This window comes from Burkholderia sp. MSMB1498 (genome assembly GCF_001526245.1).
Taxonomy (GTDB): domain Bacteria; phylum Pseudomonadota; class Gammaproteobacteria; order Burkholderiales; family Burkholderiaceae; genus Burkholderia; species Burkholderia savannae.
Genome location: NZ_LOYJ01000123.1, coordinates 12,676 through 28,524, shown reverse-complemented (window position 1 = coordinate 28,524; position 15,849 = coordinate 12,676). Strand labels below are relative to the sequence as shown.

Here is a 15,849-nt window from a genome sequence, read left to right as displayed (position 1 = left end):
GTTCAGGCTTCCATCGGTTGGGATTGAGACAACTTGCGACGCAGCAGCGCTTCGTCGCACTTCGGGCAAAACGGGTGGCTGCCGGCGAGATAGCCGTGCGTCGGGCAGATCGAGAACGTCGGCGTGACGGTCAGATACGGCAGCGAGAAACGGGTGAGCGCGCGCTTGACGAGCGTGCGGCACGCGTCGGCCGACGAAAGCGGCTCGGTCATGTACAAATGCAGCACCGTGCCGCCCGTGTATTTGCGCTGCAGGTCGTCCTGCCGCTCGAGCGCCTCGAACGGATCGTCGGTGAAGTCGACCGGCAGTTGCGACGAGTTCGTGTAGTACGGCATCTGCGGCGTGCCCGCCTGCAGAATGTCCGGATAGCGGCGGCGGTCTTCCTTCGCGAAGCGATACGTCGTGCCTTCGGCGGGCGTCGCCTCGAGGTTGTACATGTGGCCGGTTTCCTCCTGGTACTCGACGATGCGCGCGCGCACGTGATCGAGCAGGCGCAGCGCGAACGCGTGGCCCCAGTCGGTCGTCAGGTCATGCGCATCGTGGGTGAAATTGCGGATCATCTCGTTGATGCCGTTGACGCCGAGCGTCGAGAAATGATTGCGCAGCGTGCCGAGATAGCGCTTCGTATACGGGAAGAGGCCGTTGTCCATGTGACGCTGGATCACCTCGCGCTTGATCTCGAGGCTGTCCTTGCCGTAGTCGAGCAGCTCGTCGAGCCGCGCGAGCAGCGCGCGCTCGTCGCCCGCGTGCAGATGGCCGAGCCGCGCGCAATTCACGGTGACGACGCCGATCGAGCCCGTCTGCTCGGCCGAGCCGAAGAGCCCGTTGCCGCGCTTCATCAGCTCGCGCAGGTCGAGCTGAAGACGGCAGCACATCGAGCGGATCATGTTCGGCTTCAACTCCGAATTGATGAAGTTCTGGAAGTACGGCAGGCCGTAGCGCGCGGTCATCTCGAACAGGCGCTCGGCGTTCGGGCTGTGCCAGTCGAAATCGGCCGTGATGTTGTAGGTCGGAATCGGGAACGTGAACACGCGGCCCGCCGCATCGCCTGCCTGCATCACTTCGATGTACGCACGGTTGATCATGTCCATTTCGGCCTGTAGATCGCCGTAAGCGAACGGCGTCTCCTCGCCGGCGATCACAGGCACCTGCTCGCGCAGGTCCTCCGGGCAGATCCAGTCGAACGTCAGGTTCGTGAACGGCGTCTGCGTGCCCCAGCGCGACGGCACGTTCAGGTTGTAGATCAGTTCCTGGACGTACTGCCGGACTTCGGCGTAGGTGAGCGCGTCGCGGCGCACGAACGGCGCCATGTACGTGTCGAACGAGCTGAACGCCTGCGCGCCCGCCCATTCGTTTTGCAAGGTGCCGAGAAAATTCACGATCTGGCCGACCGCGCTCGACATGTGCTTCGGCGGGCCCGACTCGACCTTGCCGGGCACGCCGTTCAGGCCTTCGGCGAGCAGCGTGCGCAGCGACCAGCCCGCGCAATAGCCGGACAGCATGTCGAGATCGTGGATGTGCAGGTCCGCGTTGCGGTGCGCTTCGCCGATCTCGCCCGGATACACGTGGCTCAGCCAGTAATTCGCGATCACCTTGCCGGACACGTTCAGGATCAGGCCGCCGAGCGAATAGCCCTGGTTCGCGTTTGCGTTGACGCGCCAGTCCTGCCGTTGCAGGTATTCGTTGATCGACGATTCGACGTCGATCAGCGGCTTGTCGCGCGACGCCGGATTCGACGCGGCGTGGGGGAGCATGGTCTCGGACAACGTGGGCCTCTCTCGTTGGTGGCACAAAATCTGGTGACGGGATGAATGCTAAATACCAGATGTTGTATGGGTCAACGGCGATTCCGCGAAGTTTGGTGTGTGCTTGACGGCGATTAAGCCGGGGTGAATTAGGGGTGCGACATGGGCGGTCGGGCCGCGCGGATTGCCGGCGCGACGGGCGAGCGCGTGGCGGGATGCGTCGCGCTGAGGTGAACGACGGACACGAGCGGGCGCGCGGCGCAAGCATGCCGTGAAGATCGGGCGCGCGCGATGTGCGATGGCTCCGCATCCGGATGCGTGCGGAGCGCGAACTGCGAATCGCGGGTGTTTCGCGCGCGTCATTGCCGGCGTGCGTGACGATTCGTCCGCGACGGCGCGCCATGTTCGGGCATGGTGTGCGTTTCGCGCGCGCGGGGCGAACGCGTCACTGCATCATTGCCGACGTCGGATCGCTGCATGCGCGACGGCGGCGCGACGACCAACCCGTCGGTCCTTATTCGATCGAACGTGCGTGCTTCGCATGACGACTGCCGGCGAGAGCCTTCGCCGGAAGCAACCGCGTACGACGCGCGTCGCCGCGCGGCAACGCTTGGCTTAGCTGCCGGAGCTCGTGTCCGATCCGGGCGCGGCCATGGCCGGCGACATCAAGAACACGGCATAGCGGGCGAGATAGACGAGCAGCGCGGCGCTCCAGCCGATTCCCGCGACGACGAGCCACTGCGCCGTCGCGGCGGGAACGAGCCAGGGGCCGAGGACGCGCGCGAGCGTCGCGACGATCAGGAGCCCGTAGCAGATGCGTTCGACGGCGCTTGCGGCAAGCTCGCGTCCGGTATGCTCGAGCGCGGTGCGCGTGATCATCCCGACGATCGCGCAGCCGATCGCGCCCGTCGTGAACGTATGCAGCGCGAGCGAATGCGCGACGAGCCCATGCGCGCTCAAAGCCGTCAGCGCGAAGCCGGCGGCGATCGACGCATAGGCGACATGCAGGATCGACAGCATCGGCCGTCGCCCGGTCGCCCAGAAGCGCCAGCCGGCGAGCCGCGCCGCATGCAGCGCGGCGGCCGTCCACGCGAGCGCGGCGATCGCCGGCGCCGGCGCGCCGGCCGCATCGGCGACGAGCGCGGCGAGCGTGACCGACATCACCGACGATTCGACGATCCGCCACTGCCTGACGGGCAGTTCCGGCAGCGCGGCCGTCGTGATCGACGGGATGATGCGTCCGCCGATGATGACGATGAAGAGCACGAGCAGCCCCGCGGCGAGATCGGCGCAGCGCAGCGCCCAGTCGGCGTGTCCGAGCCGAATCCACAGGTGAAAGAGTGCGTTGAGCGCGGCGAGCATGCCGAGCGCGACGGGCAGGAAGATGCCATGCCGATTTTTCGCGCCGATCAACGCACGGATGAGCGCATACGCGATCGCCGGCAGAAACGCGACGTCGACGGCGGCCGCGAGCCAGCCGGGCCCCGTCCACATCAGCACGCGGCCGGCGAGCCACAGCAGCCACAGCGCGACGAGCGACGGGCCTTGCGCGGGATTCGTCGACGTCCACGTGCGCACCGACGTCAGCAGGAAGCCGGACACGATCGCGCCGCCGAAGCCGAAGATCATTTCGTGCGCATGCCAGAAGAGGCCGCTCGTCGGCGGCGTGTGGCCCGCCCAGTCGTGGCCCGCGAGCGCGCCTAGCCACGCGAGCATCGCGATCGCGCCGAAGCATGCGCCGCCTAGGTAGAAGGGCCGGAAGCCGGTCGACCACAGCGAGGCGCGGCGGCCGTCGGGCTGCGAGCGCGCGTTGCGCTCGGTCGAGCGGGCGAGCAGCATGACGTTCCCCTTTTCGATATGTTGCTTTCTACATGCATCATAAAGAAGAAACGCGCGCATGCGCTGCGACAAGATTGCACGGTCGCGGCCTTGTTCGCGCGCAAGGCTGCGGCGTCGGGCCGTTGACGCCGCGCGCGCGGCGGGCTAGATGGAGCGCTCGGCGCCGTCGCGGCGCGTCTTCGCGCGCGAGCGGCGCGCGAGCGCGACGCCGATCGCGAGTGTCGCAGCGAAGCTTGCGATCGCGACGGCGGCGGCTTCGCCGCCCGCGCGCCGCAATGCGAACGCATCGAGGAGCCCGCCCGCGACGCGCAGTGCGACGGCCGCGTGCAGCAGCGCGAGCGGCGCATAGAAGAACGGCCGGTACGCGACGCGCAGCCGCGCGACGGCCGGCACGATGATCGGCATGTGCCCGAGGATCATCGAGAACACGAAGCCGAGCGTGAGCGCGTGCAGCGCGGCGTCGTGCGCCGGATGGCCGGGGGCGAGCGCGCCGTCCAGGCCGAGCGCGCCGCTCACGGCGAGCCAGCCGTAGCCCGATAGCAGGCAGACGGCGATGAAGCGCGTGAGGCCGCGCCGGCGCACCGTGCGGCGCGCGATGTCGTAGCGGATCAGCCACAGGGCGAGCAGCAGTTCGCCCGCGCCGAACAGCCGCAGTGCGGGCAGCGGCTGCCAGGGCGTGAGCGCGGCGGCCGCGGGCAGCAGCGCGGCGATGCCGCAGAAGCACGCGCTCGCGCCGCGCGGCAGCGGGCGTACGCGCGTGAGTTCGAGCCGCTCGGCGGCGATCGTCAGGATCAGGAACGCGAGCCACCAGGCGACGGCCGAAAACGGATCGCCCGTCAGCAGCCAGACGACGTTGCCCGCCCACCAGCATGCGACGCTCGCGGCGAGCACCCACAGGAACAGCGCGGCTTGCCGTCGCAGCACCGCGGCGCCGACGGCGAGCGCGACGCTCGCCGCGCCGACCAGCAGCATGGCGGCGAACGCAGGCGGCGCGCCCGCGAGCAATGCGACGCCGGCCGCGACGGCCGCCGCCGGCGCGAGATACGCCCAGCGCGTGCCGAGCGCGACCGCGCGCTCGATGCCGATGACCGCGCCGAAAAACACGGGGATCATCAGCACGCCGTGCCACGCGAGCTTCGACACGGCGTGCGCGGGGGCGGCCGCGCCGAGCCGCGCGAGGCCCGTCGCGACGCCGCACGCGAGCAACGCGACGATGACGGCGCCCGCAGCGGCGCGAACGATCGGGCGGGCGGGCGAAGCGGTCGGCAGCATGGCGGTCGGCATCGCGTCGGGATCGCGTCGAAGTCGTCGGGCGCGCTAGGCGATCGGCCAGCCCATCTGCTCGCGGGCGGCGTCGCTCATCATCTTGGGCGCCCATGGCGGCTCCCAGACGAGATCGACGTCCACTGCCAGCACATCGGACGTGATCTCGCCGAGCGTCGCCTGCACGTCGTCGATCACGACGCCCGCCATCGGACAGGCGGGCGACGTCATCGTCATCGTCACGACGATGCGCTCGCCGGTACGCTCGATCCGGTAGACGAGACCGAGGTCGACGATGTTGACGCCGATCTCCGGATCGATGACGGCCCGCAGCGCGTCGCGCAGCGCGAGCTCGTCCGGCGTTTCGTTTCGGGTTGCTGAGGAATCGGACATGGTAGTCCTCGAACGGAGAGGGGAGGGGAGCGGGCCGGCCGCGCGTCGTGCGCGGCCGGCCCGAGGTTGCGATGCTTACGTGCGTTGCGCGGCCTGACCGACTGTGCGCTCGTCGGGCTGCGACGGCGCGGGACGGCGCAGCAGGCGAAGCGCGAACCAGCCGAGATACAGCACGCCGAACGCGAACACGACGTCGCCCGGCACGCGCAGCCATACGAGCGCGTTCATGATCGGCGCGTGCACGACCTCCGGCGAGCGCGCGTACCAGAGGCCCTTCGTCACGCTCGCGTACGCTTCATAGATGCCCGACGGCAGGATCGACATGAACACCATCATGAAGAGGCCGACGTTCAGCAGCCAGAACGCGGGCTTGAGCAGGCCGTCGCTCCACGCGTTGCGGGCGGACATGCCGCGCAGGCAGAACAGCATCAGGCCGATGCCGAGCATCCCGTACACGCCGAACAGCGCGGCGTGGCCGTGCGCGGGCGTCATGTTCAGGCCTTGCACGTAGTAGAGCGAGATCGGCGGGTTGATCGAGAAGCCGAGCAGCCCCGCGCCGACGGTGTTCCACACGCCGACGGCAACGAAGCAGAGGATCGCCCACTTGTACGACTGGACCCACGGCGCGGCTTGCGACTTGCGATACGTCTGCCAGCCTTCGAGGCCGATGAGCGCGAGCGGCACCACTTCGCATGCGGAGAACACGGCGCCCACGGCGATGATCGACGTCGTCGTGCCGGTGAAGTACAGATGGTGCAGCGTGCCGAGAATGCCGCCGAACAGGAACACGATCGTTTCCATCACGATCGCGCGATTCGCGCTTTCGAAGCGGATGAGGCCGAGGCGCGCGAAGATGAGGGCGATCACCGCGGTCGCGAACACTTCGAAGAAGCCCTCGACCCACAGGTGCACGAGCCACCATCTCCAGTACTCGATCATCGAGTAGTGCGTGTTTTGCCCCCACGCGAGCGACGACGCATAGAAGAGCCCGATGCACGCGGCGGACAGGAACACCATGCCGATCAGGCCGCGGCCTTCGGTCGCCTTGTTCCGCAGCGCGGGCATCAGCGCGCGCCCCATCAGGAACAGCCAGAACAGCAGGCCGACGAAGAGCAGGATCTGCCAGACGCGGCCCATGCTCGTGTACGCGAGCCCCTGGTTGCCGATCCAGAACGAGAAGTTGGTGCCGAGATGCTTGAGCGTGCCGAGCCAGCCCGTGACGGTCGAGCCGACGACGATGAAGATCAGCGCCCAGAACAGCACGTCGACGCCGAGCTTCTGCAGCTTCGGCTCCTGGCCCGAGAGCAACGGCGAGATGTAGAGGCCCGTCGCGAGCCAAGCGGTCGCGATCCAGAGCACGCCGAACTGCGTATGGATCGTGCGGCTCACGATCCACGGCATCACGTCCGCGAGCGGAATGCCGAAGAAGCTGTGGCCTTCGACCGCGTAGTGCGCGGTGATCGCGCCCATGAAGACCTGCGTGAGCAGCAGGCCGATCACGACGTAGAAATACTTCTTCGTCGCACGCATCGACGGCGTCGCCTTCACGTTGAAGAGCGGATCGTTCGTCGGCACGGCGAGCGGCGCGTCGTGTTCGCCGTGCGCGGTGTGATACCAGATCATGCCGGCGATCGCGCCGAGCAGGATGACCACGCTCGCGATCGACCACATGCCGTTCGCGGCCGTCGGCGTGTTGCCGACGAGCGGCTCGTGCGGCCAGTTGTTCGTGTACGTGACGTTCGTTTCGCCCGGGCGGTCGGTCGTCGCCGACCACGCGGACCAGAAGAAGAACGACGCGAGCGCGGTGCGATCGGCTGCGCCCGGCACCGAGCCCGATGTCATCGCGTATTGCTCGCGCAGCGTGTCGAGCGACGGATCGGCGCCGAACAATGCTTCGTAGTGCTCGGCAACGCGCAGCACCGCGGCCGCGCGTGCGTCCGACAGCGTGATGCGATCGCTCGCGGCGTCGTAGCGGTTCGCGCGCATTTCATGCTTCAGGCGTGCATCGAGCAGCCCTTGCTGTTCGACGGACAGCTTCGCGTAAGGCGCGCCGAATTGCTGGCGCGCCCATGCGTCGCGCAGCTCGAGCGCCTCGCGGTGCAGCCAGTCCGCCGACCAGTCCGGCGCGACATAGCTGCCGTGGCCCCAGACGGTGCCGAGCTGCTGGCCGCCCGACGCGAGCCATACTTGTTGACCGCGCCTGATCTGCTCGCCAGTGAAAATGACGCGCCCATTTTCGCTGACGACCGCGTTCGGAATCGGCGGTGCGGTGAGATAGATGTCTCTGCCGAGCCATAGCAGGACGGCGAATGACGTGAGGCAGACGAGCCCGAGCCATGTCCATAGACGACGTGTGGAGCGCATGACCTCTCTCCTTTCAAGAGGGTGGGATGTGGAGAAAACGTTCAATGCGACGGCGGCGCAACGGGCCGTCGATTAAACATGTACAAAGAATGTATGTTTAAGGGGATGGTATGAGACGGCCACGCGCTTGTAAAGGCTCGATGCCGCGACAGGGCGGCGCGACGGCGTTACGCCACGCGCGCGGCCGGTCGCGAAGGCGCGCCGATATTGGGTCGCGGGGCGTGGCGGGAAAGACGGCGTGTCAATTGGTCGCGGCCCGGTGCGATGCCGCCGCGCGGGTTGGGCACGGCTCGGCGAGCGCGCGCGACGCCGGCAATATGCGGCGCGGATGAGCCGCGCGTCGCGCAGTTCGGAAGACGCGATTCAGTCGGAACGGGCGCGACGCGATCCGATCATAGTCGGCGCGATGCGATGGGCGAGATGTGTTGCCGGATGCCGGCGAAGAAGCGGCAGCCGGCTATGCGAAGAAGGGGGAAAAGCGCAGGAGCGATGCGATGGCGCGCGAACGAAAGCGCCGCAGCGTGATGTCCGCTTGACGAAAATCAAGCGATATCCGATTCGGGCGACGGGCACGCGGCCGCGCATGTGATCCATCTTGCAGCCGCACGCCGCACGCCGCACGCCACACGACACACGACACACGACACACGACACACGACACACGACACTCACCGCTCACCGCTCACCGCTCGACGCTCGACGCTCGACGCTCACCGCACGACGCTCACCGCACGACGCTCACCGCTCGACGGGCCGCCGTGCGTGACGGCGGCCCGAGTCGTCGCGGAATCGTCATGTGTTCGCGATCGCGAGATCCGCGAGCACCTTCTGCCGGATCGACGGCTTGATGTTCGATTGCGCCATGTTCGCGCCGTAATGCGCGACCACGCGCGGATTCATCACGCTGAACCACAGCGGCGGCACGTAGGCGAGCAGGATCATCGCCGCGTAGCCGGCGGGCAGTTGCGGCGAATCGTCGAAGTGCCGCAGCGCCTGATACGAGCGCGTCGGATTCGCGTGATGATCGGCGTGGCGCTGCAACTGATAGAGGAACAGATTCGTCACGACGTGATTGCTGTTCCACGAATGCTGCGGCGTGCAACGTTCGTAGCGCCCGGTCGGCAACTGCTTGCGGCCGAGCCCGTAGTGCTCGACGTAGTTCACGACCTCGAGCAGGGACGCGCCGTAGGCCGCCTGGATCAGCAGGAACGGAATCACCTTCGCGCCGCCGAACGCGATCGCGGCGCCCCACATCGCGACCGTCATCGCCCACGCCTGCAGCACTTCGTTGCGCCATGTCCAGACCGAGCGGCCGCCGCGTGCGAGACGCTCCCGTTCGAGCCGCCACGCGGATGCGACGCTGCCGGTCACGGTGCGCGGCAGGAACACCCAGAACGATTCGCCGTAGCGCGCGCTCGCCGGATCGTTCGGCGTCGCGACGCGCACGTGATGGCCGCGATTGTGCTCGACGAAGAAGTGGCCGTACGCAACGGGCGCGAGCGTGATCTTCGCGAGCCAGCGCTCGAAGGGGCTCGTCTTGTGGCCGAGCTCGTGCGCGGTGTTGATCGAGATGCCCGTCGCCGCGCCGAGCGACAGCGCGAAGCCGAGATAGTCGTACCACGCGAGCGATTTCGTCGCGACGATCCATATCGCGCCCGCGAAGGCGACGTAGACGATGAAGGTCGCGAGATAGACGACGTAGCGGTAGTAGCGATCGCTTTCGAGCTGCGACACGACGGATTCGGGTGGATTCTCGCTGTCGACGCCGATCAGCAGGTCGAGCACCGGGATGACGCCGAACGCGAACAGCGGCCCGAACCACCAGAAAATGTGCCAGCCGGTCCACAGCGCGAGGAGCGCGGCGAGGAGCGGCAGCGTGATCGTCAGCGCGCCGAGCAGCCACCCATAGCGTTTCGTGTCGGTCCAGGCCGCCGAAGCCGGTTGCGGAATTGCCATTGTCTCCCTCCAAGTTGGGTACCGATTTTGTTGTGCTCCGATTTAATACGTGCGCAAGCGATTACCATTCGCGCCGACGAGTTCATGCCCGTTGCGCTGATTTATACGTGCTCAATTATCGTTCAGCCAAACATTCGGATTAGGGCGCGACCTCCAAACGACGGCTCGGCCGGCGCGCGCCGCCGCGTCGCTAGCGTCGGGCCGTGATTCAAACGTCCGCGTATTCCGCAATTGCTGAACAAATAACGGATAAAACCGAGGGTAATTCCGTATATTGAGGGGCGACGCAGGGATCATGAAAGATCGATACTGAACGAGATTGCCCCGCAAGGCGAGCGGGATTCGCCGATTCCGCGCCGCGAGGGGCTCGATGCGATTCGAATTGACGATCTTTCGTTTTTCTTTCTGCGGGCCTATCCATTGTCAGCATTCGCTCCGAGCGCTTGCGCCGTCGTCTGGTTTCGCGACGATCTGCGCGTGTCCGATCATCCCGCGCTCGCGTGCGCCGCCGAGTCGGGACGTCCGGTGATCGGCGTCTACGTGTTCGACGAGCGCGCCGGCGCGCGACCGCTGGGCGGCGCGGCGCGCTGGTGGCTGCACGGATCGCTGCGCGCGCTCGACGCCGCGCTCGCCGAGCTGGGCAGCCGGCTCGTGCTGCTGCGCGGCGACGCGGCCGACGCGATCGCTTCGTTCGTCGCGGCGCTCGGCGCGAGCGCGGTCTATTGGAACCGCCGTTATGCGCTCGCCGAGCGCGCGCTCGACAATGCGGTGCAGACGTTGCTCGAAGCGCGCGGCGTCACGGTCGAGACGTTCAACGCGAGCCTGCTGTTCGAGCCGGGCGACGTCGTCGCCGAGTCAGGCCATCCGTATCAGGTGTTCGGCGCATACTGGCGCGCGGCGCTGCGGCGCGGCGTGCATGCGGCGCCGCTCGCCGCGCCGCTGCGCTTGAGCGGCTGCGCGCCGCCGCACGGGATCGCGCAGCGGCAGGTCACGCTCGATGCGCTCGCGCTTTTGCCGACGCGCCCGGATTGGACGGGCGGCTTGCGCGACGCGTGGCGCTGCGGCGAGGACGCCGCGCACCGCCTGCTGCGCGCGTTCGTCGACAGCCGGCTCGGCGGCTACGCGACCGAGCGCGACCGGCCGGGCATCGCGTCGACGAGCCGCCTGTCGCCGTACGTGCGCTTCGGCAACCTGTCCGTGCGGCAGATCTGGCATGCGGCGGTCGATGCGCACGCGTACGGCGCGGCGACGCAGGCGGATCTCGACAAGTTTCTCGGCGAGCTCGGCTGGCGGGAGTTCTGCTACGGACAACTGTACCGCTTCCCGGATCTGCCGCGCCGCAACCTGCGCCACAATCTCGACGGGATGCCGTGGCGCGACGATCCCGCGGCGCTCGCCGCATGGCGGCGCGGCGCCACGGGCTATCCGTTCGTCGACGCGGGCATGCGCGAGCTATGGACGACGGGCTGGATGCATAACCGCGCGCGAATGGTGTGCGCGTCGTTCCTCGTCAAGCATCTGCTGATCGACTGGCGGGAAGGCGAAGCGTGGTTCTGGGACACGCTCGTCGATGCGGACGCCGCGTCGAACGCGGCGAACTGGCAGTGGGTTGCGGGCTGCGGCGCGGACGCCGCGCCTTATTTCCGGATCTTCAATCCGGTCGTGCAGGGCAAGAAGTTCGACCCGGACGGCGCGTACGTGCGGCGCTGGGTGCCCGAGCTCGCCGGCTTGCCGTCGAGCGCGATCCACGAGCCTTGGCTCGCGCCGCCCGCGCAGCTCGAGGCGGCGCGCGTGCGGCTCGGCGACACCTATGCGCTGCCGATCGTCGCGCACCACGCCGCGCGTCGGCGCGCGCTCGACGCGATTGGGGCGACCCGATGAATCCTGCGGTGGTACGTTTAATTTTTCGTAATTAATATGGCGGAAATATTACAGAAAGTTCACTTTTTTGATCCTTATCAGTTGTTAAACTCTTCGAGAGTGTCAGGAAGAGTTTGACAGAGGCTAGCGCATGGATATGAATGGCGGCTTTCCGCCGGAGGCGGTCGCCCCGGTCGTTTGGATGACGGGCTTGCCGGGGGCCGGCAAGACGACGACGGCGAACGTGTTGCTGAACCGGCTGCTCGAGAGCGGCGCGAAGGCGATCGTGCTCGACGGCGATGCGCTGCGCACCGGCCTGTGCTCCGATCTCGGTTTTTCGGACGCCGACCGGATGGAGAACATCCGCCGCTTCGCGCACGTCGCGAAGCTGTTTCAGCACGAGGGCTATATCGTGATCGTCGCGACGATTTCGCCGCTGCAGGCGCATCGCGATCTCGCCCGCTCGATCGTCGGGACGGGCTTTTTCGAGACTTACGTGTCGACGCCGCTCGAAGTGTGCCGCGCGCGCGATCCGAAGGGCATGTACGCGCGCGCCGAGCAAGGGCGGCTGATGCAGTTCACGGGCGTGTCGGGCGCTTACGAGCCGCCCGTCGCACCCGATATCTCGATCGACACGTCGAACTGCAGCGTCGCGCTTTCGCTCGCCGACGTCATGGCGCAACTCATGCGGGTGACCGTGCTGCCCGCGAAGCTCGGCGCGTCCGCTCAAGTGTCCGCTGCACTCGCTGTACCCGCTGCACTCGCCGCGCCGGCTATCGTCGGCAGCCAACTGATCGATTAACGACGCGTCGAGCTTGCTCGCCGTCGCGCAATGGGCGGTGTGGGGCATGCGTCGCGTGCCCGCGTAGGTAGCCGCGCGCTCGCGCGTTGTTCTTCCGATTTGTCTCTGCATATTGCGCTTGCGGCATGCCGCAAGCGCGGCTTCGCTCTTCGCGCGCTCGGCCGCATCGCACCGCGGCGCGCGCTGCGTATCGCGACGAGGGCGCCGTCGCGCGCAGGAGCGCCGCTTGCGCGGATCGCCGGGCCCGGATGGGCGTTCATCGTCGGTCGCGCGGCAAGCGGCGTGCGTCATTTATCCGATGACGCACGCCGGTCACTCATTGCATTGCATTGCATCGCGATGCGCGCATCGTTTCCTTTCTTTCGACATGGGCGGTGTCGTGCGCGCAATGCGTCCGTCGCGCTCGTGGATTTGAAGAACGAGATATCGGGCAAGCCTCGCGCAACGCATGCATCGCCGCATTCCGACGAGGCTCCGTCATTCATCCGTCATTCGCTTCGCAGCGGCTCCAGCAAGGGCTTTTTTTGAGATGCGCGCGCAACGCGCGTGAATAATCCACACAAGCATTGAGCGATCCCTTCGTCTATTCGAGCAGCGTATGGCCCCGTTTTGGCGAATGAAAAAATCTCATTTGCCCGAAGGTTGCCGCGCATGTGTAATTCGAATCGAATTGCACCAAAACGCAAACCGCACAAGCACAAATAAATACACGCTGATCATTCGGGCCGGTTGATCTTGCCTCGCATTGCCGCACCGGATGCGGCGCGTCGCACCGCTGCGCGAGAAACTTCGGCCTGTCCGAACATGGAGATCCGATGAGGGCGGCGATGGGGAATTGGGCAGAGGATCTGCTCGCGGGGCTGGACGGAGCGCGATCCGAGGAAGAGGCGTTTCGAAGCATCGAAATCGCCGCCACGGCCCTCGATTTCGAATACTGCGCGTATGGGCTGCGCGTGCCGTGGCCGGTGTCCAGGCCGCGAATCGAGACGCGCAGCAATTTTCCCGAGCAATGGAAGCGCCGCTATGCGGAGGCGGGCTTTCTCGATGTCGATCCGATCCTTGCGCACGGGCGCCGGTCGCAGCAGCCGATCGTCCTGAACGAGACGCTGTTTGCGTCCGCGCATCAAATGTGGGTCGAGGCGCAGTCGTTCGGGCTGAAGTTCGGCTGGGCGCAGTCGAACTTCGACGCGTATGGCGGCATGGGCATGCTCGCGCTCGTGCGCACGCGCGAGCCGGTGACGGAGGCGGAGCTCGATGCGAAGGAATACCGGATGCGCTGGCTCGTGCGCACCGCGCACGCCGCGCTCGGCCACCTGATGCTGCCGAAGCTGATGGCCGATCCGGAGCGCGGGCTGACCGAGCGCGAGGTCGAGGTGCTCAAGTGGGCGGCGGACGGCAAGACGTCGGGCGAAATCTCGAAGATTCTCGCGATCTCCGTCGATACGGTGAACTTCCACGTAAAGAACGCGATCCTGAAGCTCAGGACCGCGAACAAGACGGCCGCCGTCGTGCGCGCGGCGATGCTCGGGTTGCTGAGCTGAACCCGGCTCGGCCGAACCGGGCTCGGCGGCTCGGGCGGGTGACGCCGGGGGCCGGATTCTTCGAGTCGCGCGGCGGCACATGAGGGCGGCGAGAAGCGGGGGCGTCGAGAAGCAAGGGGGCAGCCGCATCGCCGGCCGATTTCCGTTGCGGCGAGTGGGCGGCGGTTGGCGCAATGCGGGCGCGCCGGCGTCGACGCGCGCATGATGGACTACCGCGAACGCTTAGCCGGAACGTCGCGAATCGCCGTGGCGCGGCGCTACATTTTCACTTGCTCGCGCATCGCGGCGTCGGTCCTCGCATTCGCCTGACGGGCATCGATGCGACGACGTCGTTTCGCGCGCCGTCGCGCCGTCTTCATCGCCGTTTCCCCGGAGAGCGTGCGCCGACGGATCGATGCGCCGCCGCGGCGCGGAATCGGGCGCGATTCCGGCGATCATCTTCGATGCAAGCTAAGTGTTGAACGGCGAGCCGGCGCGTTCGCACGGCGTCGCCGTCGCTTGTGCTCGACCGGGGCAGGATGCACCGCTTCATGGCGTGTCGTGTCACGTCACGTCACGTCGAGTTGCGTTGCATCGCGCCGCACTTCGCGTGTGGGCCGCTCGCCATCATTTTCCGGCGCGGCGTGTGTCCGCTGCCGCTTTTTCGTAAATCGAGTAACGTATCGTTGCTGTTTCGCCGTGTCATTCGGCCGCGCGCGTGTCGCCCGCACGCCGCGCCGATGTGAATCGGACGGCGTATCCGTGCGATGTTCGCGCGGCCGCATGCGAGGCGGCGAAACGCGGAACCTGAGTAGAAGCTGAGCGGAACCCGAGCAGACGGCGGCGCACGCGCCGCGCCGACGCGCGCCGATCCTGCGCGACGTCGTCGCGCCGCCGCCCGATTTCGGCGAGCGATCTCCCGGACGTTCGTCCGCCGACCCTGCGAAAGCCGAGAAAAAATGGCCGCCGCAGGCGAGCTTCGCGCCGCGGCGGCGCACGGTTCCGAATCGACGAAAACGACCATGACAGGAGACGACATGCCGGACCAGCAGCGGCCCGACGCCATTCCGCCTGAACCCTTCGTCGCGCCGGCCGCCGACGGCTTCCTCGTGCGCGGCTTTGCGTGGCGGCACCGTGGCCCCGCAGCCGGCCGGCCGGTGACGGTCGTCAATTGCGCGACCTCGGTGCGCTGCCGCTATTACTTCCGCTTTGCCGCGTATCTGTTCAGCCACGGCAGCGACGTGCTCGTCTACGACTATCGCGGCATCGGCGAGTCGCGGCCCGCGTCGCTCGCCGGCTTTCGTGCGACCTGGCTCGACTGGGGGCGTCTCGATTGCGACGCGGTCCTGCAATACGCGTCGCGCGCGTTTGGGGGCCAGCCGGTCGACGTCGTCGCGCACAGCGTCGGCGGTGTCACGCTCGGGCTCGCCAATTCGAATGCGCTCGTGCGCCGCGTGCTCACGGTCGGCTCGCAATATGCGTACTGGCGTGATTACGCGGGCTCGCATCGGCTGCGGATGCTGATCAAATGGCATGTCGCGATGCCGATTCTCGCGCGCCTGTTCGGCTACGTTCCCGCGAAGCGGCTCGGCTGGATGGAGGACACGCCGCGCGGCGTCGCGCTGTCGTGGAGCCGCAGCCGGCCGCGCTTCGAGGACGCGTTCGCGCGCGCGCCGATCGCGGAGACGGCCGACGCGCGGCGCGATCTCGTCGAGCGTTTCGCGCGGCTGACCGCGCCGACGCTCGCCATCGGCCTGTCGGACGACGAGTTCGGCAGCGTCGAGGCGGTCGAGCGCCTGCTCGGCTATTACGCGCACAGCGCGGTCACGCATCTGCGGATCGCGCCCGAGCAGATCGGCGCGGCGTCGGTCGGGCATTTCGCGTTCTTCCACAGCCGCTTCGAAAAGACGCTCTGGCCGATCGCGCTCGGCTGGCTCCAGACGGGCGAACTCGCGCCCGATACGCCGGGCGACGTCTATCGGCAACCGTCCGCGCCCGAGCGCGGCCGCGCGGCGCGCGACGAGGACAAGGGCAAGGACGAGGACGAGGACGTGAAGGGCGGGCGGACGGCCACCGGCTGAGCGGCGCGCGCCGGCTGCGGCCGGCG

11 protein-coding genes are annotated in these 15,849 nt (G+C 67.5%); 5 read left to right on the top strand and 6 right to left on the bottom strand.

The genetic code is table 11. From position 1 onward, the window contains the following. Nucleotides 1-2: 2 nt before the first annotated feature. From WS91_RS28840 to WS91_RS28815, 6 genes are all read right to left on the bottom strand, one after another. On the bottom strand, nucleotides 3-1,754 hold the full coding sequence (locus WS91_RS28840; RefSeq protein ID WP_059671505.1) for a ribonucleoside triphosphate reductase: 1,752 nt from the start codon (nucleotides 1,752-1,754) through the stop codon (nucleotides 3-5). A 606-nt stretch (nucleotides 1,755-2,360) separates the two neighbouring features. Continuing rightward, on the bottom strand, nucleotides 2,361-3,584 hold the full coding sequence (locus WS91_RS28835; RefSeq protein ID WP_059584160.1) for an NnrS family protein: 1,224 nt from the start codon (nucleotides 3,582-3,584) through the stop codon (nucleotides 2,361-2,363). Between the two features lie 144 nt (nucleotides 3,585-3,728). Beyond that, on the bottom strand, nucleotides 3,729-4,868 hold the full coding sequence (locus tag WS91_RS28830) for a hypothetical protein (protein WP_059584159.1): 1,140 nt from the start codon (nucleotides 4,866-4,868) through the stop codon (nucleotides 3,729-3,731). A gap of 33 nt (nucleotides 4,869-4,901) precedes the next feature. After that, nucleotides 4,902-5,240, bottom strand: a complete 339-nt coding sequence (locus tag WS91_RS28825) for a metal-sulfur cluster assembly factor (RefSeq protein WP_038750694.1) — start codon at nucleotides 5,238-5,240, stop codon at nucleotides 4,902-4,904. Between the two features lie 75 nt (nucleotides 5,241-5,315). Beyond that, nucleotides 5,316-7,604, bottom strand: coding sequence for a nitric-oxide reductase large subunit (locus WS91_RS28820; RefSeq protein ID WP_038750692.1), 2,289 nt, complete (start codon nucleotides 7,602-7,604; stop codon nucleotides 5,316-5,318). A gap of 792 nt (nucleotides 7,605-8,396) precedes the next feature. After that, nucleotides 8,397-9,560, bottom strand: coding sequence for an alkane 1-monooxygenase (locus WS91_RS28815; RefSeq protein WP_059671495.1), 1,164 nt, complete (start codon nucleotides 9,558-9,560; stop codon nucleotides 8,397-8,399). A 420-nt stretch (nucleotides 9,561-9,980) separates the two neighbouring features. Here WS91_RS28815 and WS91_RS28810 point away from each other — a divergent pair, with 420 nt between their 5' ends. The 5 genes from WS91_RS28810 to WS91_RS28790 all read left to right on the top strand — a co-directional run bounded on the left by WS91_RS28810 (nucleotide 9,981) and on the right by WS91_RS28790 (nucleotide 15,823). Further along, nucleotides 9,981-11,441, top strand: a complete 1,461-nt coding sequence (locus WS91_RS28810) for a cryptochrome/photolyase family protein (RefSeq protein WP_059584153.1) — start codon at nucleotides 9,981-9,983, stop codon at nucleotides 11,439-11,441. 130 nt (nucleotides 11,442-11,571) lie between these two features. Continuing rightward, nucleotides 11,572-12,222, top strand: coding sequence for an adenylyl-sulfate kinase (gene cysC, locus WS91_RS28805; RefSeq protein ID WP_038750684.1), 651 nt, complete (start codon nucleotides 11,572-11,574; stop codon nucleotides 12,220-12,222). Between the two features lie 30 nt (nucleotides 12,223-12,252). After that, nucleotides 12,253-12,750: a hypothetical protein gene (locus WS91_RS36500; protein WP_156432546.1), complete on the top strand. Its 498-nt coding sequence runs from the start codon at nucleotides 12,253-12,255 to the stop codon at nucleotides 12,748-12,750. 299 nt (nucleotides 12,751-13,049) lie between these two features. Continuing rightward, nucleotides 13,050-13,763, top strand: coding sequence for an autoinducer binding domain-containing protein (locus tag WS91_RS28800; protein ID WP_038750681.1), 714 nt, complete (start codon nucleotides 13,050-13,052; stop codon nucleotides 13,761-13,763). 1,016 nt (nucleotides 13,764-14,779) lie between these two features. Then, nucleotides 14,780-15,823 carry an alpha/beta hydrolase family protein gene (locus tag WS91_RS28790; protein WP_059584198.1) on the top strand — a complete coding sequence of 348 codons (1,044 nt, stop codon included), beginning with the start codon at nucleotides 14,780-14,782 and terminating at the stop codon, nucleotides 15,821-15,823. Nucleotides 15,824-15,849 lie beyond the last annotated feature (26 nt).

What these genes read in the sequence shown, in the direction of transcription:
- WS91_RS28840 (WP_059671505.1), bottom strand. Translation starts at nt 1,754, where the DNA reads ATGCTCCCCCACGCCGCGTCGAATCCGGCGTCGCGCGACAAGCCGCTG.
- WS91_RS28835 (WP_059584160.1), bottom strand. Translation starts at nt 3,584, where the DNA reads ATGCTGCTCGCCCGCTCGACCGAGCGCAACGCGCGCTCGCAGCCCGAC.
- WS91_RS28830 (WP_059584159.1), bottom strand. Translation starts at nt 4,868, where the DNA reads ATGCCGACCGCCATGCTGCCGACCGCTTCGCCCGCCCGCCCGATCGTT.
- WS91_RS28825 (WP_038750694.1), bottom strand. Translation starts at nt 5,240, where the DNA reads ATGTCCGATTCCTCAGCAACCCGAAACGAAACGCCGGACGAGCTCGCG.
- WS91_RS28820 (WP_038750692.1), bottom strand. Translation starts at nt 7,604, where the DNA reads ATGCGCTCCACACGTCGTCTATGGACATGGCTCGGGCTCGTCTGCCTC.
- WS91_RS28815 (WP_059671495.1), bottom strand. Translation starts at nt 9,560, where the DNA reads ATGGCAATTCCGCAACCGGCTTCGGCGGCCTGGACCGACACGAAACGC.
- cysC (WP_038750684.1), top strand. Translation starts at nt 11,572, where the DNA reads ATGGATATGAATGGCGGCTTTCCGCCGGAGGCGGTCGCCCCGGTCGTT.
- WS91_RS36500 (WP_156432546.1), top strand. Translation starts at nt 12,253, where the DNA reads ATGGGCGGTGTGGGGCATGCGTCGCGTGCCCGCGTAGGTAGCCGCGCG.
- WS91_RS28800 (WP_038750681.1), top strand. Translation starts at nt 13,050, where the DNA reads ATGGGGAATTGGGCAGAGGATCTGCTCGCGGGGCTGGACGGAGCGCGA.
- WS91_RS28790 (WP_059584198.1), top strand. Translation starts at nt 14,780, where the DNA reads ATGCCGGACCAGCAGCGGCCCGACGCCATTCCGCCTGAACCCTTCGTC.